Source organism: Streptomyces sp. NPDC102490 (genome assembly GCF_044765285.1).
Taxonomy (GTDB): Bacteria; Actinomycetota; Actinomycetes; order Streptomycetales; family Streptomycetaceae; genus Streptomyces.
In genome coordinates this window covers 393,630-419,340 of record NZ_JBIWJU010000002.1, presented here as the reverse complement: position 1 = coordinate 419,340, position 25,711 = coordinate 393,630, and the positions used below count along the sequence as shown (strand labels likewise).

The window sequence follows — 25,711 nt, the reverse complement described above, 5'->3', positions numbered from 1 at the left end:
CCGACGCCCGCTCGACCGCTCGACCGACACCCCCGGGTCCCGACCGGACCCGGGGGTGTCGTCGCATGTCGAACACGTGCATCATTACCCGGTCGTTGACGTTCATGGTGATACGGGTCGATACGGACGAGGTGAACGGTGCGCCTGCGAAGAAGCGCCACCCTGACCGGCACAGCCGCCGCCGGCTGCCTGCTGCTGCTCGCCGCCTGCGGCCACGGCCCGGCACCCGCCGCCGAGGACGCCGCCACCCCCACCCCCGTACGCGCCCCTCATGCCCCCGCCCTGCTCCCCGTCCCGCACGGCGACGGCAGCGAGGTCCCCGACGACTTCAACGGCGACGGTCACCGCGACCTGGTCCTCGACGACCTGGTCAAGGCGGAGAGCCACACCGACGACGCGGGCATCGGCATCGTCTACGGCTCGCCGCGCGGACTGGTGCCGGGAGCCCGGCAGTTGCTGACCCCGAAGAAGCACGCGGCGCCGGTGGACGGCCAGTTGCCGGCCGTCTTCGAGACGGAGGCGAGCTGCGACCTCGACGGCGACGGTTTCACCGACCTGGTGGTCACCACCGACCCGCCCTACGACGGCCAGGGCCGCCCCCCGGTCCCCCTCCAGCTCCTCTTCGGCTCCCCCGCGGGCCCCGCCGGCCGCGCGGTCCCGCTGACCATCCCCGACCGGGCCCGCTACGGCGACGACTGGCCCGAACGCCCGGTGTGCGGCGACTTCGACGGCGACGGCGCCCAGGACCTGGTCGTGCACGCCTCGGGCGGCCGCCTCAGCCACCTGCGCGGCCCCTTCACCCGCAAGGGCACCCCGCACCGGTCCGGCGCGCCCGTCCCGTCCCCCGGCGAGGCACCGACCGGCCCCGCCGCCGACGTGAACCACGACGGGTACGACGACCTGGTCGTCCGCGCCTCCGCGGGCCCCGGCGAGGCGGCCCTCGTCCTGGGCGGCCCCGACGGCCCGACCCGCACCGGCGCCACCCTGCCCACCGGCGTCGACATCGCGCTGGGCGCCTTCGGCAAGGGCAGGGCGCTCGACGCGGCCGTGGGCGGCCCGGACGGCACCGCGCTGCGCTACGACCTGCCCACCGCGGCACCCGCCACCCTCGGCGCCCCGGGCTCGATGCTCGACGCCGCCGACTTCGACGGCGACGGCCTGAGCGACCTGGTCACCAGCGGCTCCGGCGTACGCGTCCACCCGGGCCGCGAGGCCGGCCCCACCACCCGGGCCGCGGTCACCGTGCGGCCCGCGGCGACGGGCACGACGCGGGTGCTGACGGCCGGCGACTTCGACGGCGACGGCCTCGCGGACCTGGTGGTGCGCACCTACCGGAGCGACACGAAGGACTCCGTCGAGGTCCACCGGGGCACGGCGAAGGGCCTCGTGACGGCACGGGCCGCGGTCACCTTCTCGACGTCGCAGTTCCTGACCCCGTAGGGGACCGGCGGGCGGACGCCGCGACTTTGCCGGCCGGACCTCGGGGACGCGTCGGGGAGCACCCGTAAGGGATGTCACAGCTCGGCCGCAAAGGACCCCCCGAACGGCCGGGCCCCGCACGTCACTCTCCGGGACCAGGTACGTTCGAAGGCGTGGCTGGATTCAGGATCGGACGCGGCCGGGACAACGGCGCTCCAAACGCGCGACCGCAACGCCCCCCGTACGGACAGCAGGCGCCCCAGGGACCGTCGTACGGCGGCCCCGCGGCGCCTCAGCCCCCGTACCCGCAACAGCCGTACGGGGGCGGTGCCCCCGCGCCCGGCGGCTCCCCGTGGCCCCAGGCCCACGGCGGCGGTCACCCCGGGCCGGGCGGACACCCCGGACCGGGCGGACACGGCGAGCCGGAGTACTTCGGCGACGGCGGCTACGGGCAGGGCCCCGGCGGGCACCCCCAGCAGGCCCCGTACGACCCGTACGCGGCCAACAACCCGGGCCACACCCAGGCGTTCACGGTCGACGACCCCTACCACCAGGGCGACACCTACCGCGCCGGTTCCGCCCCCGCCCCCGGCCCGGTCGGCCCCCGCCTGCACTGGAAGGACCTCCTGAAGGGCGTGATCCTCGCGCCCAACCGGACCTTCCTCCAGATGCGGGACTACGCGATGTGGGCCCCGGCGCTCATCGTGACGTTCCTCTACGGCCTGCTGGCGGTCTTCGGCTTCGACGGCGCCCGCGAGGAGGCGATCAACGCCACCCTCTCGAACGCCATCCCGATCGTCCTGACCACGGCGGTCGCGCTGGTGCTGAGCGCCTTCGTCCTGGGCGTGGTCACCCACACCCTGGCCCGCCAGCTCGGCGGCGACGGCGCCTGGCAGCCGACGGTCGGCCTCTCCATGCTCGTCATGTCCCTCACGGACGCCCCGCGCCTGGTCGTCGCGATGTTCGCGGGCGGCGACGCGCCCTTCGTCCAGATCCTCGGCTGGGCCACCTGGGTCGCGGCCGGCGCCCTGCTGACCCTGATGGTCAGCCGCTCCCACGACCTGCCCTGGCCCAAGGCGCTCGGCGCCTCGGCGATCCAGCTGATCGCCCTGCTGTCGATCGTGAAGCTCGGCACGTTCTAGCCGTCGGCCTACGAAGGGGCCCCGGCGTGCGCGTCACGCCGGGGCCCCTTCGCGTCGCCACCGCCCCGCGGCTCAGGCGTCGAGCACCTGCCCCTGCCGCCGCACGACCGGGGGCTGCACGCTCCACGGGAAGTTGATCCACTCGTCGGTCCGCTTCCACACGTACTCGCACTGGACGAGGGAGTGCGACTTCTCGTAGATCACCGCGCTGCGGACCTCGGCGACCGTGTCGAGGCAGAAGTCCCGCACCAGCTTGAGCGTCTTGCCGGTGTCGGCGACGTCGTCGGTGATCAGGACCTTCTTGTCGGAGAAGTCGATGACGTTGGGGACCGGCGCGAGCATGACGGGCATGTCGAGCGTGGTCCCGACCCCGGTGTAGAACTCCACGTTCACGAGGTGGATGTTCTTGCAGTCGAGCGCGTACGCCAGGCCGCCGGCGACGAAGACGCCGCCGCGGGCGATGGACAGCACTATGTCCGGCTCGTACCCGTCGTCGGCGACGGCCTGCGCGAGTTCGCGCACGGCGACGCCGAACTGCTCGTAGGTCAGATTCTCCCGAACATCACTCATGCGCGCGTCCTGCTCATCACTGGGTTCATACCTGGGTCCGATGGAAGTTGAGGAAGGAGCGGGAGGCGGTCGGCCCGCGCTGCCCCTGGTAACGGGACCCGTAGCGCTCGCTCCCGTACGGGTGCTCGGCCGGCGAGGTGAGCCGGAACATGCACAGCTGCCCGATCTTCATCCCCGGCCACAGCTTGATCGGCAGGGTCGCGAGATTGCTCAGCTCCAGCGTCACGTGCCCCGAGAAGCCCGGGTCGATGAACCCGGCGGTGGAGTGCGTGACGAGCCCGAGCCGCCCGAGCGAACTCTTCCCCTCGAGCCGCGAGGCGAGGTCGTCCGGCAGCGTGATGACCTCGTACGTACTGGCCAGCACGAACTCGCCGGGGTGCAGGATGAACGGCTCGTCGCCCTCCGGCTCCACGAGCCGGGTCAGATCCGCCTGCTCGACGGAGGGGTCGATGTGCGGGTACCGGTGATTCTCGAACACCCGGAAGTAGCGGTCGAGACGCACGTCGATGCTCGACGGCTGCACCATGGAGTCGTCGAAGGGCTCGATGCGGACCCGTCCGGCGTCGATCTCGGCCCGGATGTCCTTGTCTGAGAGAAGCACGCACCGAGGATACGCAAGGCGCGCGGAGCAGCGACAACCGCCGCCGCGCCGCGCGCCCGATCCCGCTCTGTGTCCGTGCCTACCGCTTCTCCGCACCCACCGGCACGGCACTCCGCAGCCGCGCACACCGCGGACATCGGACGAGCCGACCGGGGCCGAGTCGATCGGCCTGCTGCATCGGGAACGAGGTGGCGGTGAACACGTGCCCATCGGCACAGCGGACGACGGTGCGCTCCATCAAGTCCTTCAAGTCCCTTCCCCAAGAGCCGCGTCTGGCTTACTACCTTGACGACAAAAGCCACAGTACGGGATGAAAGAGACGACTCTCCAGGCGGCACTCCGCCCGCTCGCGCACCCTCTCCGGGGCCCCCACCGTACGCCCCGACTCAGAGCCCCCGCAGCCTCCTCCCCACCCCCGAAACGACCACCGGCCCCACGGCGCGAACACCGGGGGCCAGGCATGGGGTAGAGTGAGCGAGCGTCCAGGCACCGACCTCGGTCGGCGTCTTACGCGGGTGTAGTTTAATGGTAGAACATCAGCTTCCCAAGCTGAGAGCGCGAGTTCGATTCTCGTCACCCGCTCCATTTTTGAACCCCCAGGTCATCGACCCGGGGGTTTTTTGCGGTCCAGAGCAGGGGCCGCCCTGCAGCAAGATTGGCATCGCAACGCTCGCAGGAGCCTCGGCCGGGAGAGCCGCCATCGGGACATCTGGATCGGCCAGCCGTTCGCACCCCACGACCCGCGCCACATCGACTACATCCAGAAGTGACCGCCGTCAGCTTGCGGCAACTGTTGCTCCAACTGCCATCAGCACAGCCATTCACAAGGGATGATTCGACTCACAGCAGCACCGTTCCAGGGGGGATCATGAGTACCAACATCACGCCGCCGCCGATGCCGGCTCTGCCGCCGCAGCCCGGCAAGAAGAGCCACACCCACGCCTACATCATCGGCGGGGCGGCCATCATCGCCGCCGCCATCGTCGCCACAGGGATCGCCGTCTCCGGCAGTGGCAACGACGCGGCACAGCCGCGGCCCACCGTCACGGTGACCGAAACCGTCGAGATGGAGACCGCAGGCGAGGGGGAGGCAGCGGCAGCAACGGACCAGACCACAGACGCCAACGTCGGTGAGGTGGCTCGAAACGGCGGAGCGGTCGTCAAGGTCACCAAAGTGACGGAGACGGACACCATCGTGCTCGCCGGGGCTCGCAAATCTGCAGGCGCCGATGCCAAATACGTCGTCCTCAAGACCGTCGTCAGTAACGAGGGAAAGGCCAGCATGGACCTGACCTGCTCGCTGCCGATCGTCAATGCACTAATCGATGAACAAGACCGCCGCTTCGACACGATCGAAGATCTTTACGAAGTCGCCGACAACCCGGAATGCAATGCACAGTTGCAGCCCGGATTCGACGACGAGATGCAATTCGTCTATCGCATTCCCGCAGACGCGGTGGCCACAACATGGGAGTTTTCCGAGTACAACCTCGAGAACGAAGTGACACCCACCCTGGTCGACCTGACCTGACTTGACCAGCCGTCCTTGCGCCCCCGCCCCTCGCCCAGGAGGGTCGGGGGCTTCGCCGTGCTGCCAGCGCGTGCCAGTACGGGCACGGCAAGGGTGGAGTACACATCGTTACGTGATCCACTGCCCACTCACTCGATACGGGAGGTGGTCACGTCCGTCCTTGCCGCAGGTGGCGGGAAGCGGCGAGACAGGAGGACAGCCACGTCGCCTCCTCGCGGTTGATGATCAGGTCGGCGACGGTGATCATTCCGTCCATCGGACCGTCGAACCGTATGGAGTGGTCGCCGACGAGGTACATCTCCCAGTCCGTGTCGCTGTGCCAGAGCCGGGCGTTCTTCTCGCCCCGACGCTGGGCGAACACGAGTTCCTCTCCGTACTCGTTCATGAAGTATCCGACGTAGTCCTCGTCGGTGATCTCACCGCCGCACAAGCGGGCCAGGAGTGGTTCGATCGCGGGCGGCTCGTCGGTCATGCTGCGGACTCCTCGTCCGAGTCGGGGCCTGTGTCCTGCCGTGCCGATGACAGAGCCAGCATGCGGGAGGCTGAATCCAGCAGGGTCTCGTATGTGATCACTTCTATGCGCGCCTGGTGTGTGTTGTAGGTCCGCAGCGTCTCCGCGATCTCCTGGGAGGTGACGTCCCCGGTCACGTACCGCGGGTGTCCGATGACGACCGTCGCCGACGCCCGGCGGGTGTCGACTCCGTGCTCGGCCAGGATGCTCGGGCGGTTCTCGTCCATGGTCCGGAGGTAGTTCTGCGCCTGGGAGACCGCGTGGTGCGCCGGGGCACCCAACATGAGGTGGCGGGAGCGTCGTATGACCAGGTCCTTGATGTTGGCGCGCTTGAGCTCCACCACGTGCAGGGAGCCGTCGCCGCGCAGAAGCGGGATGTCGAGGATGGCGTCCGGGGTGTACTGCCGGCGTGCCAGCTCGGCCACGTAGGCCCCGCCGAAGATCCATTCCTGGTTCTTCAGACAGCCATGGAGGGCACTCTCGGCGCTGTCCGGGTCGTCCACCGCGGTACGCAGGGCCGCCAGGCCGACCTGTCTGGCCCGCAGTTCGAGCAACTGGGCGAGCATGCCGGCGTCGGCGTCTGCCAGGACGTCGCTCATCATCCGGGCGGCCTCGGCGGAGGCGGGCCGGGGCAGGTTGCGGAGGACCATTTCCATGTGTCCGTATTTCTGGAGTCGCCTCGCCTCCTTGGTGGAGAGACGGATGCCGCCCTCGCCGTCCCCGAGGCCCAGGTAGTCGACGGACTGAGCTATGCCGCGAAAAAGGTCACGGGCGTCGGCGGCGCTTGCGTCGGGCTTGTCACGGCACAGGACGTCAAGGGCGGCGACCGCCCTGTCCGCACCCAATGCGGCCATCCTGCGCATGTGTTTCTCGCTGCGCTCTCGGGCTTCGTCGTCGTAGTAGTTCTCAAGGATGTCAAGGAACAGTTCGCCTCCGGCATAGGCGGCGAAGCGCTGAAAGCGCTGGGCGAGCGGGAAGTCGCCCTGGAGGATGGCCTCTTGGGCCACATCCTCCAAGGCGTTCACCAGCGGCCTACCCCTGCCGTACGTCCCACCGAGGCCGCCCATGATGTGCAGCACCGCGTCGACGCGCTCCCGGACGCGCGGGTCATCAGTCAGTTCCCGTGCCGTCTGGACCAGTCGCCGGAGCGTGAAGCTGGAACGAAATGTCGTCACGGGGACACACTAGAGCTGGCCGCTGACAACCACGCGGCAGCAGTCTCTGCGCACGCGCGTAAGCGTTCCCCGACTGGTCGTCCGACCGAGTCCGGCTCGACACCGTGCCCGTCCCAGTACGCACTCTGCCCATCAGTCTTCGCACCCCGTGCCCATAGCGTGCCCGTAAGAGGGGACTACCACGGTCAACAGCGGTGCGGTCCGACCCGCACGATCGCCCGAGCAAATGCCATCTGCGCAAGTCATAGCCATAAGGATGGGGCGAGCGCCGTCGCTTCCCAAGCTGAGAGCGCGAGTTCGGTTCTCGTCACCCGCTCCATGAAGAAGGCCCAGGTCGACATGGTGGGGCCTTGGGCGCCCAGGTCGAGGCTGACCTCGCCGGCTGCCATGCAGGCCCCCAGCTACGAACATCCTTCGGCGCTTACTCAGCAGCCCAGGGGGACCGGTGGGTGGCGATCGCCCTCCGCGCCATCTCACCAGCACTCAGCTCCGCCGCTTCAAACGAAGCCTGGGAGTGACTGTATGAGGGCCGCATTCGCACCCGCAGAGCACGCCTCCAGATGCATCCCTGCACGGTCTCAGTAACCCCCACCAACACCCGCATCACCTGGACGAAACGACCAGTCCTCTTCCTGCCGCTCGCGTACCGCCAGACGACGGAACTCCCAGCGTGCACGTACGACTTCAGGCCTCAGCAGACGGACTTTCTCGGCTGGTTCAAGGCGGCTCGCTCCGCTCACCGCGCGCGGCCGAGCAGAATCCCATGAGTCAAGTGCCGCACGTAGGCCGGTCGAGGCTAGAACGATGCCTCTGGCGGGGGATCAGTCGGCACCGGGATGGAGGGGGCGTCGTTGCCGACCGCGGACCTGGCCTGAGGTAGCTGCGCTCAAGACGAAGCTCAAACTGTCCTCAAATCCACGTAGTTCCCCGCGCCCCTCCCTGATAATTACGCTCCCAACCATGGAGCTCCCGGGAAGGGCCAATGGAATTGCTGTATAAATTCTTCGCATCCATTGAGGCCGGTGTGACACAACCTTGGTTTGCCGTTCCTTTGAAGATCGCTACCGTTGCCGTCATGCTGCTCGGCGCGCTCACAGTCGCCCGGTTCCTGGCCGTCAAATTCTGGGTGGACGTGAGCATGCGCGTCGAGCGGCGCATTCGGTACTCAAACCTCCTGGAATCTGCCAGTAAGATCGGTGTTCGCGTAGGGGCTCCTCGCTGGCGAAGTAATCTCCCACGCTCGTGGGCAAATCTGAAGCGGAGGAGCCCAATGTGGCTCCTCCGCTATTTGATGGTACGCCGCCTTGTCAGGCAAGTATCCGTGAAGCAGCTCAAAAGGATGACGAAGAGGAGGAACACTGTAGAGCAGTTGTCAAGAACACCAAAGAGAGTCGTCGAGTTGGCCTCTCGGCGATCTTTGGTGCTCCTCGCGTCGAGCATAGTGGTGTACCAGTATGAGCGCCCGGGGATGACGAGGGGGGATCTCCAGATGATTGCAGATGGAATCCCTCAAATCGCAGAGCAGAGGACATGGGTGCCGATCCTGGTTCTGACCGTCGGAGTCATCGCATTCACCCGAAGCGGAAATTTGATCGACAGGATCAGGGCGAGGGACGAGGCGGCAAAGGACGTGAACCGCATGCTTGCCGAACTCCTTGCCAAGCTCTCTGAATTGGATGTCGCACTGCAGGAGGTGCACGAGAACATAAATTCGTATCGTTCTGCTTACCTTGACGTCGCATCCGGAGCGGCGGAGTCGGGGCGCGCATGGTCTCCAGGGTTCGGGTTCGAAAGGAATCGCTACGGGCTCAGGGTAAGCCTCTACGGCAGAAAATCATTGGAAACCCTCCTTGAGGAGCCAGAATTCCAGAGACTGCAGTGCGCCCTAGACGCAGTGGCTGATCATTTGACGGACATACGAGACAAAGGGATATCTTCGGTAGCTCTCAGGATCCTTTCTCCAGTCTGGGAGGAGCTTTACGAATGCAGGCTCCAGTCGCACCTTTATCACTCCGCGAGTCACCACACCGTAGGAATCAAAAATTCGATGCTCGGATTGGGGTGGATGAAGGGACGTCTCGAAACTAAGGAACGCCACTTCGACCCCCTCGCAAAGAGGGACGAGCGCGATGACGATAAGCTCGACTCGATGCTCGTCGAGGAGTCGTACCATCTGGATGAGCTGATCCTGCAGAGCAGGTTGGCGCACTATCAGTTGCAGAAGATCGAAAGATTCCTCCTCAAGCGTCTACACGGCACATCGCTAACGAAACTGGTCAGCGCTGTAGGGCATAAGTAACCAGGTGGGGCGGGGAGCGGCGGGAAGCGTGACGCCGAAATCGAGGGCCGCTAGGCCACTCCCCCGCAGGTCAGGGCAGGCCCCTCGGCGGCCGCCCACCGTTGTCCCTCCGGTGGCGATGACCGACCGTCACGCTGTCTTTACGCGGTGGGGAGTAGGCTGAGGGGACCGAGGGCATCAGGCGCGCTGGCGGCGGACCGGCTCCACCCTTGGATTTCGACGGAGTTCCTTACGCGGGGCGGCGCCCCATGCACTCCGTTTCTGCCCGCCGACTCTCTTCCCACGGGTTCTCGGTGATCGTCGTCGGCGACCTCCGGTGTCGCCGCCTTCACCGGCGCGGGCGGGCCGTCAACCGCCGTGCCCTTCGTGCTCGACGCCGTCAGAGAGAACTCACGTGATCACCGCAGCTCCGGACGCACCGTCCGCCCTCCCCCTACCCCTGTCCCCGGTCCGCCTGCGCCTCGCGCCACGCGGCGTGCTGCCCCGCCGGAACGACGGAGTGTGGTGGCCGCGCTCCCGCGACCTTCTGACGGAGCTCCCGGAGTTGCTCGCCGTGCTGCCGAGCGCGTGGGGCGACATCGCCGGCGTCACCGTGGACGCCGCGGCCTGGTCGGCGGCACCGGGGCGCATGTTCGTCGCCCAGCAGGTCGTGCGCCTGAACAAGGCCCCCGCCTCGCCGCGCACTCTGGACAGGGTCACCCTGCTCTCCCCCGGTCTCGGCCGTTGGGATCTGGTGGTGGTCCCGCCGGACGCGACCGAGGAGGCCGCCGCCCTCCTCATGGCCACCGCACTCGAAGACCGCGTGCCCGGCACCGGCGGAGACGTCCGGACTCCGTCCCCGACGGCGGCGACGGACCCTCGCGGCGGTGTGGGAGTTACGGGGCCGGGAACCCGCGCCCCGCGGTGGTAGGTGCCCCCGCAGGGCGGGTCCGTGTACGCAGCCGTCTCGCTCGCCAGTCCGCGTCATCCGCCCGCCTCTCAAGGGAGCTTCCCCCTCATGACCATGGCCGCCTCCTCCGCCACGCGTTCCGACAACCCCGGCAGCGACTTCGCCCGGCTGTCGAAGAAGGTCGCGGAGGCTGGTCTGATGAGACGCCGCCCCGGCTACTACACGTTACGGATCACCGCCGTGGCCGGGCTCTACGCCGCCGGATGGGCCGCCTTCGTCTTCGTCGGCGCCTCCTGGTGGACGCTGGCGGTGGCCGCCTTCCTGGCCGTCATGTACGGCCAAGTCGCGCTGGTCGCCCATGACATGGCCCACCGGCAGGTGTTCCGCCGCCGCCGGGCCAGTGAAGTGTCCGGCCGGATCGCCGGCGCGTCGATCGGCATGAGTTACGGCTGGTGGCAGGACAAGCACACGCGTCATCACGCCAACCCCAACACCGAGGACCTCGACCCCGACATCGGCCCCGACGTGCTCGTCTGGTCCCAGGACCAGGCGCGCGCGGCCACCGGCCTCCCCCGCCTGGTCGGCCGCTGGCAGGCGTTTCTGTTCTTCCCGCTGCTCACGCTGGAGGGCTTCAACCTGCACGTGGCGAGCGGCAGGGCGGTCGCCGACCGCCGGCTCAAGCACCGCGTGCTCGACGGCGGCCTGCTGTTCGCGCACTGCGCGGTCTACCTGACCGCCCTGTTCTGGGTGCTGCCGCCGGGCATGGCGTTCGCGTTCCTCGCCGTCCACCAGTGCCTGTTCGGCGTCTACCTGGGTTCCGCCTTCGCGCCCAACCACAAGGGGATGCCGATCCTGTCGGCCGACGACCGCCCCGACTTCCTCCGCCGCCAGGTGCTCACCTCGCGCAATGTCAACGGAGGCCGGTTCACCGACCTGGCGCTCGGCGGTCTGAACCACCAGATCGAGCACCATCTCTTCCCGAGCATGCCGAGCCCCAACCTGCGCAAGGCCCGCGCCATCGTCCGGCGGTACTGCGGGGAACAGGGCGTCGACTACGCGGAGACGGGGTTGGTCGCCTCGTACCGGCTGGCGCTCGCCAGCCTCCACGACGCCGGCGCACCGCTCCGGCGGGCCCGCGCCCGCGCCTAGGGACCGCGGACCGCGCCTAGGGGCCGTGCGACGCCGTGCCCGTGGGGACGGCCGTCGCCGGTACGGCCCGCCGGGGTTCGGGGCCGTACCGGCTTCGGGGTGGTTACCGGGTGAAGGTGAAGTACTTCCAGGAGCCGTGCGTCGTGGAGTTGATCGTGTCGCCGGAGGAGCCGTTGACGTACGACGAGCGCATGCGGGCGCGGATGCCGGACTCGCCGGGGGCCTCCAGGCGTACGGACGACTTGCCGCTGGTGCCCAGGGCGAAGTACTGGGAGCCGGAGTCGCGCCAGGCGCCCTGGTAGTAGACCTGGAGCTGGAAGCGCTGCTTGCGGCCCTTGTAGTAGTTCATGGTGGTGGTGAAGACCGGGTCGGTCTTCTTGTGGAAGTAGTAGTACGTCGTGGAGCCGATCCGGCCCGTCTTGTAGTGCTTGGAGACGGCGGTGGAGACCTTGACCCGGGCGTACTCCGTGGACTTCACGGTCTTCGAGGCGTAGCGGGCGTCGCCGGTGAAGACCGCGGAGACGGTGGTGTCGCGGGTGAGGGTGACGGTGGCCGACAGGTTGCCCTTGGAGTTGACCTTGGCCGTCCTGAGCAGCTTCTTCGGCTTGTCGGTGCCGAAGGGGTCCGTGTAGAGCGAGACGGTCCGGTTCTTGTACGTCGTGCCGAGGTGCGCGGTGAAGGTGACCTTCTTGCCGTACGCGTACACCTTGCCGTTGTTGTTCAGGCTGAGCACGGCCGCCTTGCGCGAGACGGCCACCGCGTCCGAGCCGGAGGCCGGGGCGTGCGTGGCGTCTCCCGCGTAGGAGACCTTGTAGGTGACCTTGCCGCCGGCGGGCGGGGTGTCCGTGAAGGAGAAGCTGCCGTCCGCCTTGGTCCGGACGGCGGGCAGCGCCTTGCCCTTCGGCGAGTCGACGTCGGTACGGGTCACCTTCAGGGCGGTGCCGGCGGCCAGGGGCTTCCTGGCGGTCAGCTTGCCGGTGACGGTGAGCTTCTTGGCCCGTTCCGACGTGGCCGGGGCCGCCACCTTGAGGGTGGGCAGTTCCTTGGTGGGGTCGGTCAGGGCCCGCAGGGTGTAGGTGTCGTAGGTGTTCACGGAGACGGCGAAGACGCGGCTCGAGTCCGGCGCCCAGGCGAGCGCTCCGTCCACGAGGGTGTCGGCGCCGCTGCTGTTGCCGGTGTTGGGGAAGTCGTACTCCCGCACGGGCGTCCTGTCGCCGGGCCGGTGGACGTGGACGTCGGGCTCGTACCAGGAGAAGCTGCCTCCCGCGACGCTGCCGTCCGGCGCGACCCGCACGGCGTTCGGGTAGGCGTCGATGGGGTAGCCCGGCTGCTCGGTGAGGTCGTTCGTCGCGTAGGAGCCGAGGCCGTAGCCGTTCTGCGGGGCGCCCCACGAGGTGAGGACCCGCTTGCCGTCGGGCGTCAGGTCCAGCTGCTTCACGGCCGTGTCCATGGCGCCCTTGACCCGCAGCGCGGCCCCGTCCGCCGAGACGTCGTAGACGGCGAGGTCGCCGCCGTTGCCGGCCACCAGGACGCCCGGGACCGCCGGGTCCGACGCCAGGAACATCCCGAAGGCGCCGGAGAAGCCGACGTCGCCGCGCTGGGCGAGGTGGACGACGGGTTCCGGGCCAAAGGTGTCCAGCGAGCCGAAGTCCGTCCCGTGGGCGAACCAGATCCGCCCGTCCACCACCTCCAGGTCGCCGGGGGCCGCGCCCACCGGGTAACTCGCGGTCTGGGTGTACGTGCTGGTGGCCACCGAGACGATCCGGTTACCGCCCTTCACGGCCGCGTACAGCTGCCCGGAGTCGGCGGACAGCGCCAGGCCGGTGACTCCGGACAGGCCGGTCAGCGTCGCCTTCACGGTGCCGCTGTAGTCGGTGACGACGATCTTGCCGCCGGTCGGGTCGGAGACGTAGACCCGCTGGTGGGCGCCGTCCACGACCATGTCGCCGACCGACTTCACCGGAAGGACCTTCGCCGAGTCGGCGGATGCCGGACCCGCCACGCCCCCCACCAGGGCGGCGGAACTGAGGACGACCGCGAGTGCCGTCGCGGTCGCGATGCTGCGCGTGCGCACAGTGATGTGAACCCCCACAGATGAATGCCCGGTTCGCACCGGGCGAGAACGAAGGGCCGCGCGTCCCCCTCACCCGACGACGGGTGGTCGCGCGCTGCCGAAGCGCAGCGTATGACATGTGAGGGACAAGTGAAGACAGCGAGGCCGGGCGCGGGGGCCGGGCGTGGGACAGGCGCCTGCAAAGAAGTCGCGCGCCGCTGTCGATCCGGTCGCCTCCCGTTCGACATCGTGATGAAGGACGCAACGACCGGAACCGACCGAACCCGTAGAGGGGAACGCATGGAACAGCTGCTGCGCGTGCAGAACTTCACCGTCTCGAGCGACGGCGTCGCCGCCGGCGAGGACCAGAGCCTGGAGCGGCCCTTCGGCCACGCCGTCGACCCGGCGCGGCTCATGGCCTGGGCCGGCGCCACGGCGAGCTGGCCCAACCGCACCGAGCCGGGCGGGAGCCGGGGCCTCGACGACTACTTCACCCGGGACTTCAGCCACCACATCGGCGCCGAGATCATGGGCCGCAACAAGTTCGGGCCCCAGCGCGGCCCGTGGCAGGACCACGACTGGCGCGGCTGGTGGGGTGACGAGCCGCCGTTCCACACGCCGGTGTTCGTCCTGACCCATCACCCGCGTCCGTCGTTCACGCTCTCCGACACCACGTTCCACTTCGTGGACGGCGACCCCGCCTCCGTGCTCGCGCGGGCGCGGGAGGCCGCACAGGGCAAGGACGTCCGGCTCGGCGGCGGCGTGTCCACCATCCGGGAGTTCCTCGACGCCGACCTCGTCGACACCCTGCACGTGGTGGTCTCGCCGGTGACGATGGGGACCGGGCTGCGCCTGTGGGACTCGCCCGAGGAGCTGCTGGACCGCTTCCACCGGGAGGTCGTGCCCAGCCCGAGCGGCGTGACGCACCACATCTTCTGGCGCAAGTGACCGGAACCGCCGTGCGCGGTGCGCGCGTCGGCGGTCCGCGACGTGGTCTTCGGCCGGGTTGTCCGCGAACTCCCCCGGGATTGTCCGCGATCCGTAACGACGGGATCCCGCGGCCCTGTTCCTCCGTCCTGTCCTGTGGTCCCCGGCGTGCTCGGGGACCGGCGGCGAGGGACTACGCGAAGGCGGGGCGGCGGACATGGCGCGGCACGGTGGTGGACGGGGCTGGTACGGCAAGGTGGTCGGGGCGGCGCTCGGTGTGACGATGCTCGCCGTCGGTGCCTCGGTGTGGACCGCGCAGGCCGACTCCGCCGGGGGCGGTCCGGCGCCGCAGGCGTCCGCGTCGGCTGCCCCGGGCGGTGCCGCCGAGCCGGTCGACGCCGGCATCGCGCACGCCTCGGACGCCGGGCCGCGCGGCGTGAACATCACCATCGACGACGGTCCCGACCCGGCGTGGACGCCCCAGGTGCTGGATCTGCTGGACGAGTACGGGGCGAAGGCCACCTTCTGCATGACGGGCGTTCAGGCGCAGGCCCACCCGGACCTGGTGAAGGACGTGGTCGCCGCCGGGCACCGGCTGTGCGACCACTCGGTGTCGCACGACACCGGCATGGACCAGAAGCCCGAGTCCTACCAGTCCCAGGAGATCCTGGACGCCGAACGCATGATCATCAAGGCGTCCGGGGGTGTCCGGCCGATGTACTACCGGGCCCCCGGCGGGGCGTTCACCCCCTACAGCCGCAAGCTCGCCGCCTCCCACGGCATGCGCCCGCTGGGCTGGAACGTGGACACCAAGGACTTCGAGCGGCCGGGCACGGACGCCATCGTCACCACCGTCCAGCGGGAGCTGGCCAACGGTCCGACGATCCTCTTCCACGACGCCGGGGGCGACCGCACCCAGACCGTCGAGGCCCTGCGGCAGGTCCTGCCCTGGCTGAAGGAGCAGGGCCACACCTTCGGGTTCCCGGTGCGCTGAGCGCGGCGGCCGCTCAGCCCGTCGTCGCCGGCTGCACAGCGGGCGCGGTGACCGGGCGGCGGCGGGTCGGCATGCCGAGGGTCGGGTGGGCGACGCCCCAGGCCGCGGACCTGCAGACGAGTTCCTTGTAGAGGGCGGCGAGCCGTCCGGTCAGGGCCCCGCGCACGGCGCGGTCGTCGGCGGTGACGTACTGGATCAGGCCCTGGCCGCGGCCCAGCGAGACGCACTGGTTGAAGTAGCGCGGCGTCACGTTCGGCAGCTTGCCGCCGGTCAGCCGGGCCGCGATGGCGTCGGCGGCCTGCCAGGCGGTGGGGACGCCCGAGGCGCACGACATCCGCAGCGGCCTGCCGCCGGGGCCCGCCGCGAGCGCCGCGTCGCCGACCGCGTACACGTCCGGGTGGGACACCGAGCGCATGGTCGCGTCGACCACGATCCGGCCGGTGTCGTCGACCTCCAGCGTGCTGGCCCGGGCCAGGGGGTGGACGGCGAATCCGGTGGTCCACACCGTCACGTCGGCCGGTACGGACGTGCCGTCGGCGGTGACGACGTGGTCCGCGGCCACGGCCGTGACGGGGGTGTTCTCGTACGCCGTGACGCCGAGGGCGGCGAAGACCTTCCGCAGGTGGCGGCGGCCCCGGGGGGAGAGCCAGTCGCCGAGGCCGCCGCTCGCCGTGAGCGACACGTCCAGGTCCGGGCGGGCCTCGGCGATCTCGGACGCGGCCTCCAGGCCGGTGAGCCCGCCGCCGACCACGACCACGGACCGCCCCGCCTCCAGCCCCGCCAGGCGGTCGCGCAGCCGGAGCGCGCCCGGGCGGCCGGCGATCTCGTGGGTGTGCTCCACGACGCCGGGGACGTCCTGCGGGTTCCAGGCGCTGCCGAGGGCGTAGACGAGGGTGTCGTACGCGAGTTCACCGGCGCCGTCCGGACCGGTGACGGAGACGGTCTTGCGGTCGGCGTCCACGCCGGTGACCCGCGCGATCCGCACGTCGACCCCGGTGCCGGCGAACATCGCGTCCAGCGGCCGGGTCCCGAGGTCCTGGCCGACGGCGAGCTGGTGCATCCGGACCCGTTCGACGAAGTGGGGCTCGGCGTTGACGAGGGTGATGGCCGCGTCCTCGCTCCGCAGCCGCCGGGCGAGACGGCCGGCGGCGACGGCTCCGGCGTATCCGGCGCCCAGGACGACGATGCGGTGCCGCGGGGTGTGCTGCATGACGTACTCCCTTGTCTGCGGCCGCTGAGGGCTCTCTCCAGCGGGACTCGCCCCTTGAACCGGGCAGCCCGCCGATTCCTGACAGGGGTGGGGAGTGACGCGCGTCACATTCCGGTCAGAAGGCCCGGATCAGGGGTTCTCCGTGGTCCGTGGCCGCCCACCGGCGGGTGGCGCGTTCGAGCTTGTCGGGGTTGACCTGGTTGCGGAAGCCCGCGAGCCCCTCGGGCGTGACCTCCAGGCACATGATCCCGATGACCCGGCCGTCCACGACGGCCACCACGGCGGGGTCGCCGTTGGCGGTGACGGCGTGGATCTCGGCGGGACCGCCGGTCAGGGCGCGCTTGGCCTTGCCGGGCTTGAACAGGCCCCGCAGGAACGTCGCCACGGCGCGGGCGCCCTCGAACGCCTTGGCGCGGGCGGGGACCTTTCCGCCGCCGTCGCCGATCGACACGGCGTCCTGGGTGAGCAGCCGGACCAGTGGTTCGGTCCGGCCGCTGGTGGCCGCCGCGAGGAACTCGTCGACGATCCGCCGGGCCGCGGCCTCGTCGACCTCGGTGCGGGCCGTGCCCCGGGCGACGTGCTTCCTGGCCCGGTGCAGGGTCTGCTGGCTGGCGTCCTGCGTGATGTCGAGGATCTCGGCGATCTCCCGGTGCGGGTACCCGAACGCCTCGCGCAGGACGTACACCGCCCGCTCGGCCGGTGAGAGCCGCTCCAGCAGGGCGAGGACCGCCAGGGAGACCGACTCGCGCTGCTCGGCCGTCTCCGCCGGGCCGAGCATGGGGTCCCCGGCGAGCAGCGGCTCGGGCAGCCACTGGCCCACGTAGGTCTCCCGGCGGGCGCGGGCCGAGGTGAGCTGGTTGAGGCACAGGTTGGTGAGGACCTTGGTCAGCCAGGCCTCCGGGACCTCGACGCGCTCGACGTCGGCCGCCTGCCAGCGCAGGAAGGTCTCCTGCACGGCGTCCTCCGCCTCGCTCGCGGAGCCGAGGAGGCGGTAGGCGATGGCCTCCAGACGGGGCCTGGAGGCCTCGAACCGTTCCACGTCGCGCACGGTCAGGACCATGGCCCGGATTGTAACCGCGCCTCAGCGCCCGGCCGTCGGGGCCACCAGGTCCCCGAGCGCGATGTTCAGTTCCAGCACGTTCACCCGCGGTTCGCCGATGAAGCCGAGGGTGCGGGAGGCGGTGTGCTCGTCGACGAGCCGCTGGACGCGCTCGGCGGGCAGGCCGTTCTTCTCGGCGACCCGGTGCACCTGGAGGTCGGCGTACCGCGGGGAGATGTCCGGGTCGAGGCCCGACCCGGAGGAGGTGACGGCGTCCGCGGGCACGTCCTCGGGCCGCACGGGGTGGCCGGGCACGGAGTTGTCCCTCACCACGGCGGCCTTGGCCTCCTCCACCCAGCGGACCAGCTCCGGGTTGTCGGCGGAGCGGTTGGTGGCCCCGGACAGGATGAGGTCGTACTGGGTGTTGACGCTGTTGGTGCCGAGGCCGTTGGCCGGGCGGCCCTGGAACCACCTCAGGTCCGGCTCCGGGGTCTCCTGGCCGTCCTTGAGGGGCAGGTTGTACTGCTGGCCGATCAGGGACGAGCCGACGACCTTGCCGTCCGCCTTGATCTCGGAGCCGTTCGCCTTTCCGGGGAACAGCGCCTGGGCGACGCCGGTGACGACGAGCGGGTAGACGATGCCGGTGACCACGGTCAGGACGAGCAGGGCGCGCAGGCCCGCCGCGAGCAGCCGGGCGGCGTTGGTCAGCGAAGTGTTCATGTCGGTCAGCCGATCCCGGGAACGAACGAGACGATCAGGTCGATGAGTTTGATGCCGATGAACGGGGCGATCAGGCCGCCAAGGCCGTAGACGGCGAGGTTGCGGCGCAGCATCCGGTCGGCGCTCATGGGCCGGTAGCGCACGCCCTTCAGCGCGAGCGGCACCAGGACGACGATGATCAGCGCGTTGAAGACCACCGCGGACAGGATCGCGGAGGACGGGGAGGACAGGCCCATGATGTTGAGCTTGTCCAGGCCCGGATGGACGGCCGCGAAGAGCGCCGGGATGATCGCGAAGTACTTGGCGACGTCGTTGGCGATGGAGAACGTCGTGAGCGCCCCGCGGGTGATCAGCAGCTGCTTGCCGATCTCGACGATCTCGATGAGCTTGGTCGGGTCGGAATCCAGGTCGACCATGTTGCCGGCCTCCTTGGCGGCCGACGTGCCGGTGTTCATGGCCACGCCGACGTCCGCCTGGGCCAGCGCGGGGGCGTCGTTGGTGCCGTCGCCGGTCATCGCGACCAGCTTGCCGCCGGCCTGCTCCCGCTTGATCAGCGCCATCTTGTCCTCGGGCGTGGCCTCGGCGAGGAAGTCGTCGACGCCCGCCTCGTCCGCGATCGCCTTGGCGGTCAGCGGGTTGTCGCCCGTGATCATGACGGTCTTGATGCCCATGCGGCGCAGCTCGTCGAACCGTTCCCGCATGCCGTGCTTGACGACGTCCTTGAGGTGGATGACGCCGAGGACGCGCGCGCCGCGCTCGTCCTCGACCGCGACGAGCAGCGGCGTGCCGCCCGCCTGGGAGATGCGTTCGGCGGTCGCGGAGGCGTCCTCGGCGACCGTGCCGCCCCGCTCCTCGACCCAGGCGACGACCGAACCGGCCGCGCCCTTGCGCACCTTGCGGCCGTCCACGTCCACGCCCGACATGCGGGTCTGGGCGGTGAACTCGATCCACTCGGCGCCGGCCAGCTCGCCCTGCTGCCGTTCGCGCAGCCCGTACTCCTCCTTCGCGAGGACGACGACGGAGCGGCCCTCGGGGGTCTCGTCGGCGAGCGAGGAGAGCTGGGCGGCGTCGGCGACCTCGGCCTCCGTCACCCCGCCCACGGGTACGAACTCGGCGGCCTGCCGGTTGCCGAGGGTGATGGTGCCGGTCTTGTCGAGGAGCAGCGTGGAGACGTCGCCGGCGGCCTCGACCGCGCGGCCGGACATCGCCAGTACGTTGCGCTGCACCAGGCGGTCCATGCCGGCGATGCCGATCGCGGAGAGCAGGGCGCCGATCGTGGTCGGGATGAGGCAGACCAGCAGGGCCACCAGCACGACCAGGTCCAGGTGGGTGCCGGCGTAGTCGGCGAACGGCGGGAGGGTGGCGCAGGCCAGCAGGAAGACGACGGTCAGCGAGGCCAGCAGGATGTTCAGCGCGATCTCGTTCGGCGTCTTCTGCCGGGCCGCCCCCTCCACCAGGTTGATCATCCGGTCGATGAAGGTCTCGCCGGGCCTGGTGGTGATCCGGACGACGACGCGGTCGGAGAGCACCTTCGTCCCGCCGGTGACCGCGGACCGGTCGCCGCCGGACTCGCGGATGACGGGCGCCGACTCCCCGGTGATCGCCGACTCGTCGACCGAGGCGACGCCCTCGACGACGTCACCGTCGCCGGGTATGACGTCCCCGGCCTCGCAGACGACCAGGTCGCCGACCGTGAGCGCGGTGCCGGGGACCGTGGTGCCGTCGACCCGGCGGGCGACGGTGTCGGTCTTCGCCCGGCGCAGGGTGTCGGCCTGGGCCTTGCCGCGGCCCTCGGCGACCGCCTCCGCCAGGTTGGCGAAGAGCACGGTCAGCCAGAGCCAGGCGCTGATCGTCCAGCCGAACCAGTCGCCGGGGTCGGTGCAGGAGAAGGCCGTGGTCAGGACGGAGCCGACCAGGACGACGAACATGACGGGCGACTTCACCATCACCCGCGGGTCGAGCTTGCGGAACGCGTCGGGCAGCGACGTGAGCAGGTGTTTCGGGTCGAAGAGGCCCGCGCCGACGCGGCCCTCCGCGGGCCGGTGCCCGGCGGGTGTCTCGCCGTGCGGCGCCCGGTCCTGGGTGGTGAGGGTGGACATGGAGTCCTCGTGCTTCCGCGTGTCGGTGGTCATGCCAGCCCCTCGGCGAGCGGGCCCAGGGCGAGGGCCGGGAAGTAGGTCAGACCGGTGATGATCAGGACGGCGCCCACCAGCAGCCCGGCGAACAGGGGCTTGTCGGTGCGCAGGGTGCCCCGGGTGGCCGGCACCGGCTGCTGTCCGGCCAGCGACCCCGCGAGGGCCAGGACGAACACCATCGGCAGGAAGCGGCCGAGGAGCATGGCGAGGCCAAGGGTGGTGTTGAACCACTGGGTGTCGGCGTTCAGGCCCGCGAAGGCGGAGCCGTTGTTGTTCGCCGCGGAGGTGTAGGCGTACAGGATCTCGGAGAAGCCGTGCGCCCCGCTGTTGGTCATCGAGTCGCCCGGGGTGGGCAGGGCCATCGCGGCGGCGGTGAGGACCAGCACCAGGGCGGGGGTGATCAGGATGTAGCAGGCCGCGTACTTGATCTCGCGGGTGCCGATCTTCTTGCCCAGGTACTCGGGGGTGCGGCCGACCATCAGGCCCGCCAGGAACACCGCGACGACCGCCATGACCAGCATGCCGTAGAGGCCGGAGCCCACCCCGCCGGGCGCGATCTCGCCCAGCATCATGCCGAGCAGGGTGATGCCGCCGCCCAGGCCGGTGAAGGAGGAGTGGAAGGAGTCCACGGCGCCGGTGGAGGTGAGGGTGGTCGACACCGCGAAGATCGACGAGCCGCCGATGCCGAAGCGGACCTCCTTGCCCTCCATGGCGCCCCCGGCGGCCTGCAACGCGGGGCCGTGGTGGGCGAATTCGGTCCACATCATCAGGGCGACGAAGGCGAGCCAGATGGTGGCCATCGTCCCGAGGATCGCGTAGCCCTGGCGCACCGAGCCGGTCAGGAGGCCGAAGGTGCGGGTCAGGGCGACCGGGATCAGCAGGATCAGGAAGATCTCGAACAGGTTGGTGAACGGCGTCGGGTTCTCGAAGGGGTGGGCGGAGTTGGCGTTGAAGTAGCCGCCGCCGTTGGTGCCCAGCTCCTTGATGACCTCCTGGGAGGCGACCGCCCCGCCGTTCCACTGCTGCGGGGCGCCCAGGAACTGGCCGACCTCGTGGATGCCGGAGAAGTTCTGGATGACCCCGCAGGCCACCAGGACCAGCGCGCCGACGACGGCGAGGGGCACCAGGACGCGGACGACACCGCGGACCAGGTCGGCCCAGAAGTTGCCCAGTTCGCCGGTGCGGGCCCTGGCGAAGCCGCGGACGAGGGCGACGGCCACGGCGATGCCGACGGCGGCCGAGACGAAGTTCTGCACGGCCAGACCGGCGGTCTGCACGACGTGGCCCATGGCCTGCTCGCCGTAGTACGACTGCCAGTTGGTGTTGGCCACGAAGGACGCGGCGGTGTTGAACGCCTGGTCCGGGTCGAGGGAGGCGAAGCCGAGCGAGCCGGGCAGGACGCCCTGGAGCCGCTGGAGCAGGTAGAGGAAGAGGACTCCGGCGAGGGAGAAGGCGAGGACGCCGCGCAGGTAGGCGGGCCAGCGCATCTCCGTGTCCGGGTCGGCGCCGATGCCCCGGTAGATCCACTTCTCCACCCGCAGGTGCGTGGTCGAGGAGTAGACCCTGGCCAGGTAGGTGCCGAGGGGGACGTAGGCGAGCGCCAGCGCGGCCATGAGCGCGAGCAGCTGGAGCACGCCGGCGAGGACGGGGCTCATGCGGTGCTCAGAACCTCTCCGGGTGGATCAGGGCGATGACGAGGTAACCGAGCAGGGCGACGGCCACGATCAGGCCGACGATGTTCTCCGCGGTCACAGCTTCGTCACCCCCTTGGCGACCAGGGCGACGAGCGCGAACACCGCGATCGTGGTGACGACGAAGGCCACGTCGGCCATCGCTAGCTCCTAGAGAGGTTCGGGAGAGAAGCTGACAAGGAGATGAGAGCCCCCTTCCGACCGGTTTCGGCCACCGTTGACGGCTTCCATACGGCGGCGTGAACGGCTTTGACACCTCTCTGACGACGGGGCCGACGGGGCTGCCGACGGTGCGCCCCCGGACCGCGCGAAGACGACGAGGCGCAGGACCACGAAGCGCGCGACACCGGTGAGCGCGGAGGCGGACAGGTAGACGGCCTGTTCGAGCACCGCACCGGGCGCCGCCGCCACCTGGTGCAGGGCGAGCATCGCCGCGGACGTCACCGCGAACGCGGCCCCCGCCGACCCGGCCGACTGGGCGTGCTGGCGCCAGGTCGTCCGCCCGCCCGCGCCGAAGGTGAAACGGGCGTGCAGCTCGGTGCCGAGGAGGGTGGACGCCGCGGTGACCAGGGCGTTGGCCAGGGCCCAGGGGACCCAGGAGGCGAGGCCGGCCACGGCGAAGCTGGAGGCGAGGCCCAGCCCGCCCCCGCAGAGCACGAAGCGGGCGAAGGCCGCGAGGGCGCCGGGCGTGGCCCGTCGGCTGCTCTGCGCTGTGTCCATGGTCGGTCGTCCCCCTCCATCGCGCCATCGATGGCACCACTATGGCACATCCTTGGCGCCATAGGGAGCCATTTTTGGCGCCGTCTGCGCCATGGCCCGGGGGCAACGCCGAGGGCGGCGCCCCGACCAGGTGTCGGGGCGCCGCCCTCGGGTGGGACGGGTCGCGGGTGCCGCCCGCGCCGGGGCCGCCTACTTCGCGTCGCGGTTGAAGACCGACTTCGACCAGAAGTAGCCGAGCGCGCACAGGGCCACGCACCAGGCGAGGGCGAGCCAGCCGTTGTGGCCGATCTCCGAGCCGAGGAGCAGCCCGCGCAGGGTCTCGATGGCGGGGGTGAACGGCTGGTACTCGGCGATCGGCTGGAACCAGCCCGGCATGGCGTCGATGGGCACGAAGGTGCTGGAGATGAGCGGGAGGAAGATCAGCGGCAGCGCGTTGTTGCTGGCGGCCTCGGCGTTCGGGCTGATCAGGCCCATGCCGACCGCGATCCAGGTGAGCGCGGTGGCGAACAGGGCGACCAGCGCGAAGGCCGCGACCCACTCCAGGACGGTGGCGTCGGTGGAGCGGAAGCCGATGGCGGCGGCGACGGCACCGACGAGGACCACGCTGACCACCGACTGCAGCACGCTGCCGATGACGTGCCCGGTGATCACCGAGCCGCGGTGGATGGGCATGGTGCGGAAGCGGGCGACGATGCCCTCGGTCATGTCGTTGGAGACGGAGACGGCGGTGCCGACCGTGGTGCTGCCGATGGTCATCAGCACCAGGCCCGGCACGATGAACGCGACGTAGGCGGACCGGTCGGCGCCGCCGCCGATGCCGGCGCTCATCGTGTCTCCGAAGATGTAGACGAAGAGGAGCAGCAGCATGATCGGCGTGAGCAGCAGGTTGAGGGTGAGGGAGGGGTAGCGGCGGGCGTGCAGGAGGTTGCGGCGCAGCATGGTGGACGAGTTGCGCGCGGCGAGGGTGAGGTTGCTCATCGGACCGTCTCCTTGATCGCGTCGGACTGGGCGGGGACGCCGGCGCCGCCGGTGAGGGCGAAGAAGACGTCGTCGAGGTCGGGGGTGTGCACGGTCAGCTCGTCGGCCTCGATGCCCGCGCCGTCGAGGCGGTCGAGGACGGAGCGCAGGTCGCGCTGGCTGCCGTCGCTGGGGATCTGGAGGGTGAGGGAGTCGTCGTCCCCGGTGCCGCCGGGCAGGGCCGCGGCGGCGTCGCGGTAGGCGCCCGGATCGGTGAAGCGGAGCCGGACGTGTCCGCCGGGGACGAGCCGCTTGAGTTCCTCGGCGGTGCCTTCGGCGGCGATCCTCCCGTCGTGGAGCACGGCGATGCGGTCGGCGAGTTCGTCGGCCTCGGTCAGGTACTGGGTGGTGAGGAAGACGGTGACGCCGCCGGTGACGAGTTCACGGATGATCTGCCACATGTTGTGGCGGGAGCGGGGGTCGAGGCCGGTGGTGGGCTCGTCCAGGAAGATGACCCGGGGGCTGCCGACGAGGGTCATGGCGATGTCCAAGCGGCGCTTCATGCCGCCGGAGTAGGTGGAGGCGGGCTTCTTCGCGGCCTCGGTGAGGCCGAAGCGTTCCAGCAGTTCGGCGGCGAGCCGCTTCCCCTCGCGCCGGGGGATCAGGTGCAGGTCCGCCATGAGGAGCATGTTCTCCTCGCCGGTGATCAGGCCGTCCACGGCCGAGAACTGCCCGGTGACACCGATGGCGCCGCGCACGGCCTGCGGGGCGGTGGCGAGGTCGTGGCCCGCCACCTGGGCCTGGCCGCCGTCGGCGGAGAGGAGGGTGGAGAGGATCTGCACGGTGGTGGTCTTGCCGGCGCCGTTCGGCCCGAGCAGCGCGAACACGGACCCGGCCGGGATGTGCAGGTCGATGCCGTCGAGGACGGTCTTGTCGCCGTACGACTTGCGCAGTCCGACGGCGGAGACGGCGGCGGGGCCCTGCGGACCGGCTTCCGAGATGGTCGTGGGCATGACAGATGAAGGCATGGAGCCCTCCCGTTCGAGGGGATGACGGAGTGGAGGGGACGACAGAGGGGTGCCGGGCGGGCGGCGGGACGGGCGGGCGCTCAGCCCTTGGCGCGGCGGACGTCGATGTTGCCGTACCGGGTGCGGGCGTGGACCTTGACGGTCTCCTCGGTCGCCGCGGGGCTGCCGGACGCGGTGAGGGTGTTGCGCACCTGCCCGCCGCTGGACTGGGCGTCGAGCCAGGCGGCCGTGCCCTCGCGGACGCCGATCTGGATGGCGCCGTAGGAGGTCTCCAGCCGGATCTCGCCGCGGACCACCTCGTCCACCCGCAGGGTGCCGTGGGCGGTGGTGGCGGTGAGCGAGGCCTCGGCGCGGGTGACGTTGATGTCGCCGTTGGCGTTCTTCACCCGCAGGTCGCCGAGTGCGACGCCCACGGTGGTGGAGCCGTGCGAGTTCTTCAGGACGGCGGTGCCGTCGATGACGCCGACGCGCACGCTGCCGGAGCTGGTGGTGATCTCGGCCGGGCCCTCGACCCGGTCCACGGTGACCGAGCCGTGGGAGGCGTTGAGCTGGAGCGGCCCGGTCGTGTCCAGGCGGACGTCACCGCCCGGGGTCTTCACCCGCACCTCGCCGAGCCGGCCCTCGCCGAGGACCTGGGTCCAGGAGCCGCCCATGTCGACCCGCGACCCGGCGGGCAGTTCCACCGTCACGTCGACGGTGCCGGTGGGGCCGATGAAGCGGCGCTCCTTCGTGCTGATCGTCAGGACGCCGCTCGCGTAGGAGACCTCGGTCTGCTCGGCGGCCCGTACGTCCTTGTCCCGCTCGGGGTCGCCGGGGCGCACCTCGACGACCGTGTCGAGCCGCTCGCCCGCGCTGAACCGGATGGAACCGGCGCCCACGTGGGCGGTCACGGCGATCGGTCCGGGAGTGTCGAAAGAAGGCATGGCTGTACCGTCCTCGTGAGTCCGTGGG

23 protein-coding genes and 1 tRNA gene are annotated in these 25,711 nt (G+C 70.3%); 9 read left to right on the top strand and 15 right to left on the bottom strand.

Going from position 1 to position 25,711, the window contains the following annotated elements:
* The first annotated feature begins 138 nt into the window (after positions 1-138).
* Both ACIRGB_RS05390 and ACIRGB_RS05385 read left to right on the top strand, forming a co-directional pair.
* A complete protein-coding gene (locus tag ACIRGB_RS05390; protein WP_403858847.1) occupies positions 139-1,440 on the top strand; it encodes an FG-GAP repeat domain-containing protein in 1,302 nt (433 codons plus the stop codon).
* 71 nt (positions 1,441-1,511) lie between these two features.
* Complete coding sequence (locus ACIRGB_RS05385) at positions 1,512-2,561, top strand: Yip1 family protein (protein ID WP_403858845.1); 1,050 nt, start codon at positions 1,512-1,514, stop codon at positions 2,559-2,561.
* 72 nt (positions 2,562-2,633) lie between these two features.
* Here the strand turns inward: ACIRGB_RS05385 and ACIRGB_RS05380 are convergent, their stop codons facing one another.
* Both ACIRGB_RS05380 and dcd read right to left on the bottom strand, forming a co-directional pair.
* Entirely contained in the window at positions 2,634-3,131 is a 498-nt protein-coding gene (locus tag ACIRGB_RS05380) for a phosphoribosyltransferase (RefSeq protein WP_383252055.1), read from the bottom strand.
* Between the two features lie 25 nt (positions 3,132-3,156).
* A complete protein-coding gene (dcd, locus tag ACIRGB_RS05375; protein ID WP_356367298.1) occupies positions 3,157-3,732 on the bottom strand; it encodes a dCTP deaminase in 576 nt (191 codons plus the stop codon).
* 511 nt (positions 3,733-4,243) lie between these two features.
* On the opposite strand from dcd, the gene ACIRGB_RS05370 reads away from it, so the two are divergent.
* Positions 4,244-4,317, top strand: a tRNA-Gly gene (locus ACIRGB_RS05370).
* A gap of 283 nt (positions 4,318-4,600) precedes the next feature.
* The gene (locus tag ACIRGB_RS05365) at positions 4,601-5,263 is read left to right on the top strand and encodes a hypothetical protein (protein WP_403858843.1); all 663 of its coding nucleotides are present in this window, start codon (positions 4,601-4,603) and stop codon (positions 5,261-5,263) included.
* A 148-nt stretch (positions 5,264-5,411) separates the two neighbouring features.
* On the opposite strand, the gene ACIRGB_RS05360 is transcribed toward ACIRGB_RS05365, so the two are convergent.
* A complete protein-coding gene (locus tag ACIRGB_RS05360; protein WP_403858841.1) occupies positions 5,412-5,735 on the bottom strand; it encodes a hypothetical protein in 324 nt (107 codons plus the stop codon).
* Positions 5,732-6,949 (bottom strand): Shedu anti-phage system protein SduA domain-containing protein, encoded by a 1,218-nt coding sequence (locus ACIRGB_RS05355; protein WP_403858839.1) that lies wholly within the window; start codon positions 6,947-6,949, stop codon positions 5,732-5,734. Before ACIRGB_RS05355 ends, ACIRGB_RS05360 begins: the two co-directional genes overlap by 4 nt.
* 982 nt (positions 6,950-7,931) lie before the next feature.
* Between ACIRGB_RS05355 and ACIRGB_RS05350 the strand changes: the two genes are divergently transcribed.
* The 3 genes from ACIRGB_RS05350 to ACIRGB_RS05340 all read left to right on the top strand — a co-directional run bounded on the left by ACIRGB_RS05350 (position 7,932) and on the right by ACIRGB_RS05340 (position 11,286).
* Complete coding sequence (locus tag ACIRGB_RS05350) at positions 7,932-9,248, top strand: hypothetical protein (RefSeq protein WP_403858837.1); 1,317 nt, start codon at positions 7,932-7,934, stop codon at positions 9,246-9,248.
* A gap of 394 nt (positions 9,249-9,642) precedes the next feature.
* Entirely contained in the window at positions 9,643-10,158 is a 516-nt protein-coding gene (locus tag ACIRGB_RS05345) for a DUF5994 family protein (protein ID WP_403858835.1), read from the top strand.
* An 87-nt stretch (positions 10,159-10,245) separates the two neighbouring features.
* Positions 10,246-11,286 (top strand): fatty acid desaturase family protein, encoded by a 1,041-nt coding sequence (locus ACIRGB_RS05340; RefSeq protein WP_403858833.1) that lies wholly within the window; start codon positions 10,246-10,248, stop codon positions 11,284-11,286.
* Positions 11,287-11,389: 103 nt separating this feature from the next.
* On the opposite strand, the gene ACIRGB_RS05335 is transcribed toward ACIRGB_RS05340, so the two are convergent.
* Complete coding sequence (locus ACIRGB_RS05335) at positions 11,390-13,360, bottom strand: YncE family protein (protein WP_403858831.1); 1,971 nt, start codon at positions 13,358-13,360, stop codon at positions 11,390-11,392.
* A gap of 279 nt (positions 13,361-13,639) precedes the next feature.
* Between ACIRGB_RS05335 and ACIRGB_RS05330 the strand changes: the two genes are divergently transcribed.
* A complete protein-coding gene (locus ACIRGB_RS05330; protein ID WP_403858829.1) occupies positions 13,640-14,287 on the top strand; it encodes a dihydrofolate reductase family protein in 648 nt (215 codons plus the stop codon).
* Positions 14,288-14,483: 196 nt separating this feature from the next.
* Positions 14,484-15,260 (top strand): polysaccharide deacetylase family protein, encoded by a 777-nt coding sequence (locus tag ACIRGB_RS05325; protein WP_403858827.1) that lies wholly within the window; start codon positions 14,484-14,486, stop codon positions 15,258-15,260.
* 13 nt (positions 15,261-15,273) lie between these two features.
* On the opposite strand, the gene ACIRGB_RS05320 is transcribed toward ACIRGB_RS05325, so the two are convergent.
* The 10 genes from ACIRGB_RS05320 to ACIRGB_RS05275 all read right to left on the bottom strand — a co-directional run bounded on the left by ACIRGB_RS05320 (position 15,274) and on the right by ACIRGB_RS05275 (position 25,683).
* Positions 15,274-16,470 carry an NAD(P)/FAD-dependent oxidoreductase gene (locus ACIRGB_RS05320; protein ID WP_403858825.1) on the bottom strand — a complete coding sequence of 399 codons (1,197 nt, stop codon included), beginning with the start codon at positions 16,468-16,470 and terminating at the stop codon, positions 15,274-15,276.
* A gap of 115 nt (positions 16,471-16,585) precedes the next feature.
* Positions 16,586-17,530: an RNA polymerase sigma factor SigJ gene (gene sigJ / locus ACIRGB_RS05315; RefSeq protein WP_403858823.1), complete on the bottom strand. Its 945-nt coding sequence runs from the start codon at positions 17,528-17,530 to the stop codon at positions 16,586-16,588.
* 21 nt (positions 17,531-17,551) lie between these two features.
* On the bottom strand, positions 17,552-18,229 hold the full coding sequence (locus ACIRGB_RS05310; protein WP_403858821.1) for a potassium-transporting ATPase subunit C: 678 nt from the start codon (positions 18,227-18,229) through the stop codon (positions 17,552-17,554).
* A gap of 5 nt (positions 18,230-18,234) precedes the next feature.
* Positions 18,235-20,361 (bottom strand): potassium-transporting ATPase subunit KdpB, encoded by a 2,127-nt coding sequence (gene kdpB / locus ACIRGB_RS05305; RefSeq protein ID WP_403858819.1) that lies wholly within the window; start codon positions 20,359-20,361, stop codon positions 18,235-18,237.
* Entirely contained in the window at positions 20,358-22,019 is a 1,662-nt protein-coding gene (gene kdpA, locus ACIRGB_RS05300; protein WP_403858817.1) for a potassium-transporting ATPase subunit KdpA, read from the bottom strand. Before kdpA ends, kdpB begins: the two co-directional genes overlap by 4 nt.
* 7 nt (positions 22,020-22,026) lie before the next feature.
* Positions 22,027-22,116, bottom strand: coding sequence for a K(+)-transporting ATPase subunit F (kdpF, locus tag ACIRGB_RS05295; protein WP_403858815.1), 90 nt, complete (start codon positions 22,114-22,116; stop codon positions 22,027-22,029).
* An 89-nt stretch (positions 22,117-22,205) separates the two neighbouring features.
* Entirely contained in the window at positions 22,206-22,775 is a 570-nt protein-coding gene (locus ACIRGB_RS05290) for a hypothetical protein (protein ID WP_403858813.1), read from the bottom strand.
* A gap of 189 nt (positions 22,776-22,964) precedes the next feature.
* The gene (locus tag ACIRGB_RS05285) at positions 22,965-23,753 is read right to left on the bottom strand and encodes an ABC transporter permease (RefSeq protein WP_403858811.1); all 789 of its coding nucleotides are present in this window, start codon (positions 23,751-23,753) and stop codon (positions 22,965-22,967) included.
* Entirely contained in the window at positions 23,750-24,760 is a 1,011-nt protein-coding gene (locus ACIRGB_RS05280) for an ATP-binding cassette domain-containing protein (RefSeq protein WP_403858809.1), read from the bottom strand. Before ACIRGB_RS05280 ends, ACIRGB_RS05285 begins: the two co-directional genes overlap by 4 nt.
* Before the next feature lie 80 nt (positions 24,761-24,840).
* Entirely contained in the window at positions 24,841-25,683 is an 843-nt protein-coding gene (locus ACIRGB_RS05275; protein ID WP_403858807.1) for a DUF4097 family beta strand repeat-containing protein, read from the bottom strand.
* Positions 25,684-25,711 lie beyond the last annotated feature (28 nt).

Excerpts from the sequence above, each read along its gene's own strand:
- ACIRGB_RS05325 (WP_403858827.1), top strand. The coding sequence starts at position 14,484 with ATGGCGCGGCACGGTGGTGGACGGGGCTGGTACGGCAAGGTGGTCGGG.
- ACIRGB_RS05340 (WP_403858833.1), top strand. The coding sequence starts at position 10,246 with ATGACCATGGCCGCCTCCTCCGCCACGCGTTCCGACAACCCCGGCAGC.
- ACIRGB_RS05350 (WP_403858837.1), top strand. The coding sequence starts at position 7,932 with ATGGAATTGCTGTATAAATTCTTCGCATCCATTGAGGCCGGTGTGACA.
- ACIRGB_RS05290 (WP_403858813.1), bottom strand. The coding sequence starts at position 22,775 with ATGGACACAGCGCAGAGCAGCCGACGGGCCACGCCCGGCGCCCTCGCG.
- ACIRGB_RS05360 (WP_403858841.1), bottom strand. The coding sequence starts at position 5,735 with ATGACCGACGAGCCGCCCGCGATCGAACCACTCCTGGCCCGCTTGTGC.
- kdpA (WP_403858817.1), bottom strand. The coding sequence starts at position 22,019 with ATGAGCCCCGTCCTCGCCGGCGTGCTCCAGCTGCTCGCGCTCATGGCC.
- ACIRGB_RS05310 (WP_403858821.1), bottom strand. The coding sequence starts at position 18,229 with ATGAACACTTCGCTGACCAACGCCGCCCGGCTGCTCGCGGCGGGCCTG.
- ACIRGB_RS05365 (WP_403858843.1), top strand. The coding sequence starts at position 4,601 with ATGAGTACCAACATCACGCCGCCGCCGATGCCGGCTCTGCCGCCGCAG.
- ACIRGB_RS05385 (WP_403858845.1), top strand. The coding sequence starts at position 1,512 with ATGTCACAGCTCGGCCGCAAAGGACCCCCCGAACGGCCGGGCCCCGCA.
- ACIRGB_RS05280 (WP_403858809.1), bottom strand. The coding sequence starts at position 24,760 with ATGCCTTCATCTGTCATGCCCACGACCATCTCGGAAGCCGGTCCGCAG.
- ACIRGB_RS05275 (WP_403858807.1), bottom strand. The coding sequence starts at position 25,683 with ATGCCTTCTTTCGACACTCCCGGACCGATCGCCGTGACCGCCCACGTG.
- ACIRGB_RS05285 (WP_403858811.1), bottom strand. The coding sequence starts at position 23,753 with ATGAGCAACCTCACCCTCGCCGCGCGCAACTCGTCCACCATGCTGCGC.
- ACIRGB_RS05320 (WP_403858825.1), bottom strand. The coding sequence starts at position 16,470 with ATGCAGCACACCCCGCGGCACCGCATCGTCGTCCTGGGCGCCGGATAC.
- ACIRGB_RS05330 (WP_403858829.1), top strand. The coding sequence starts at position 13,640 with ATGGAACAGCTGCTGCGCGTGCAGAACTTCACCGTCTCGAGCGACGGC.
- kdpB (WP_403858819.1), bottom strand. The coding sequence starts at position 20,361 with ATGACCACCGACACGCGGAAGCACGAGGACTCCATGTCCACCCTCACC.
- sigJ (WP_403858823.1), bottom strand. The coding sequence starts at position 17,530 with ATGGTCCTGACCGTGCGCGACGTGGAACGGTTCGAGGCCTCCAGGCCC.
- ACIRGB_RS05380 (WP_383252055.1), bottom strand. The coding sequence starts at position 3,131 with ATGAGTGATGTTCGGGAGAATCTGACCTACGAGCAGTTCGGCGTCGCC.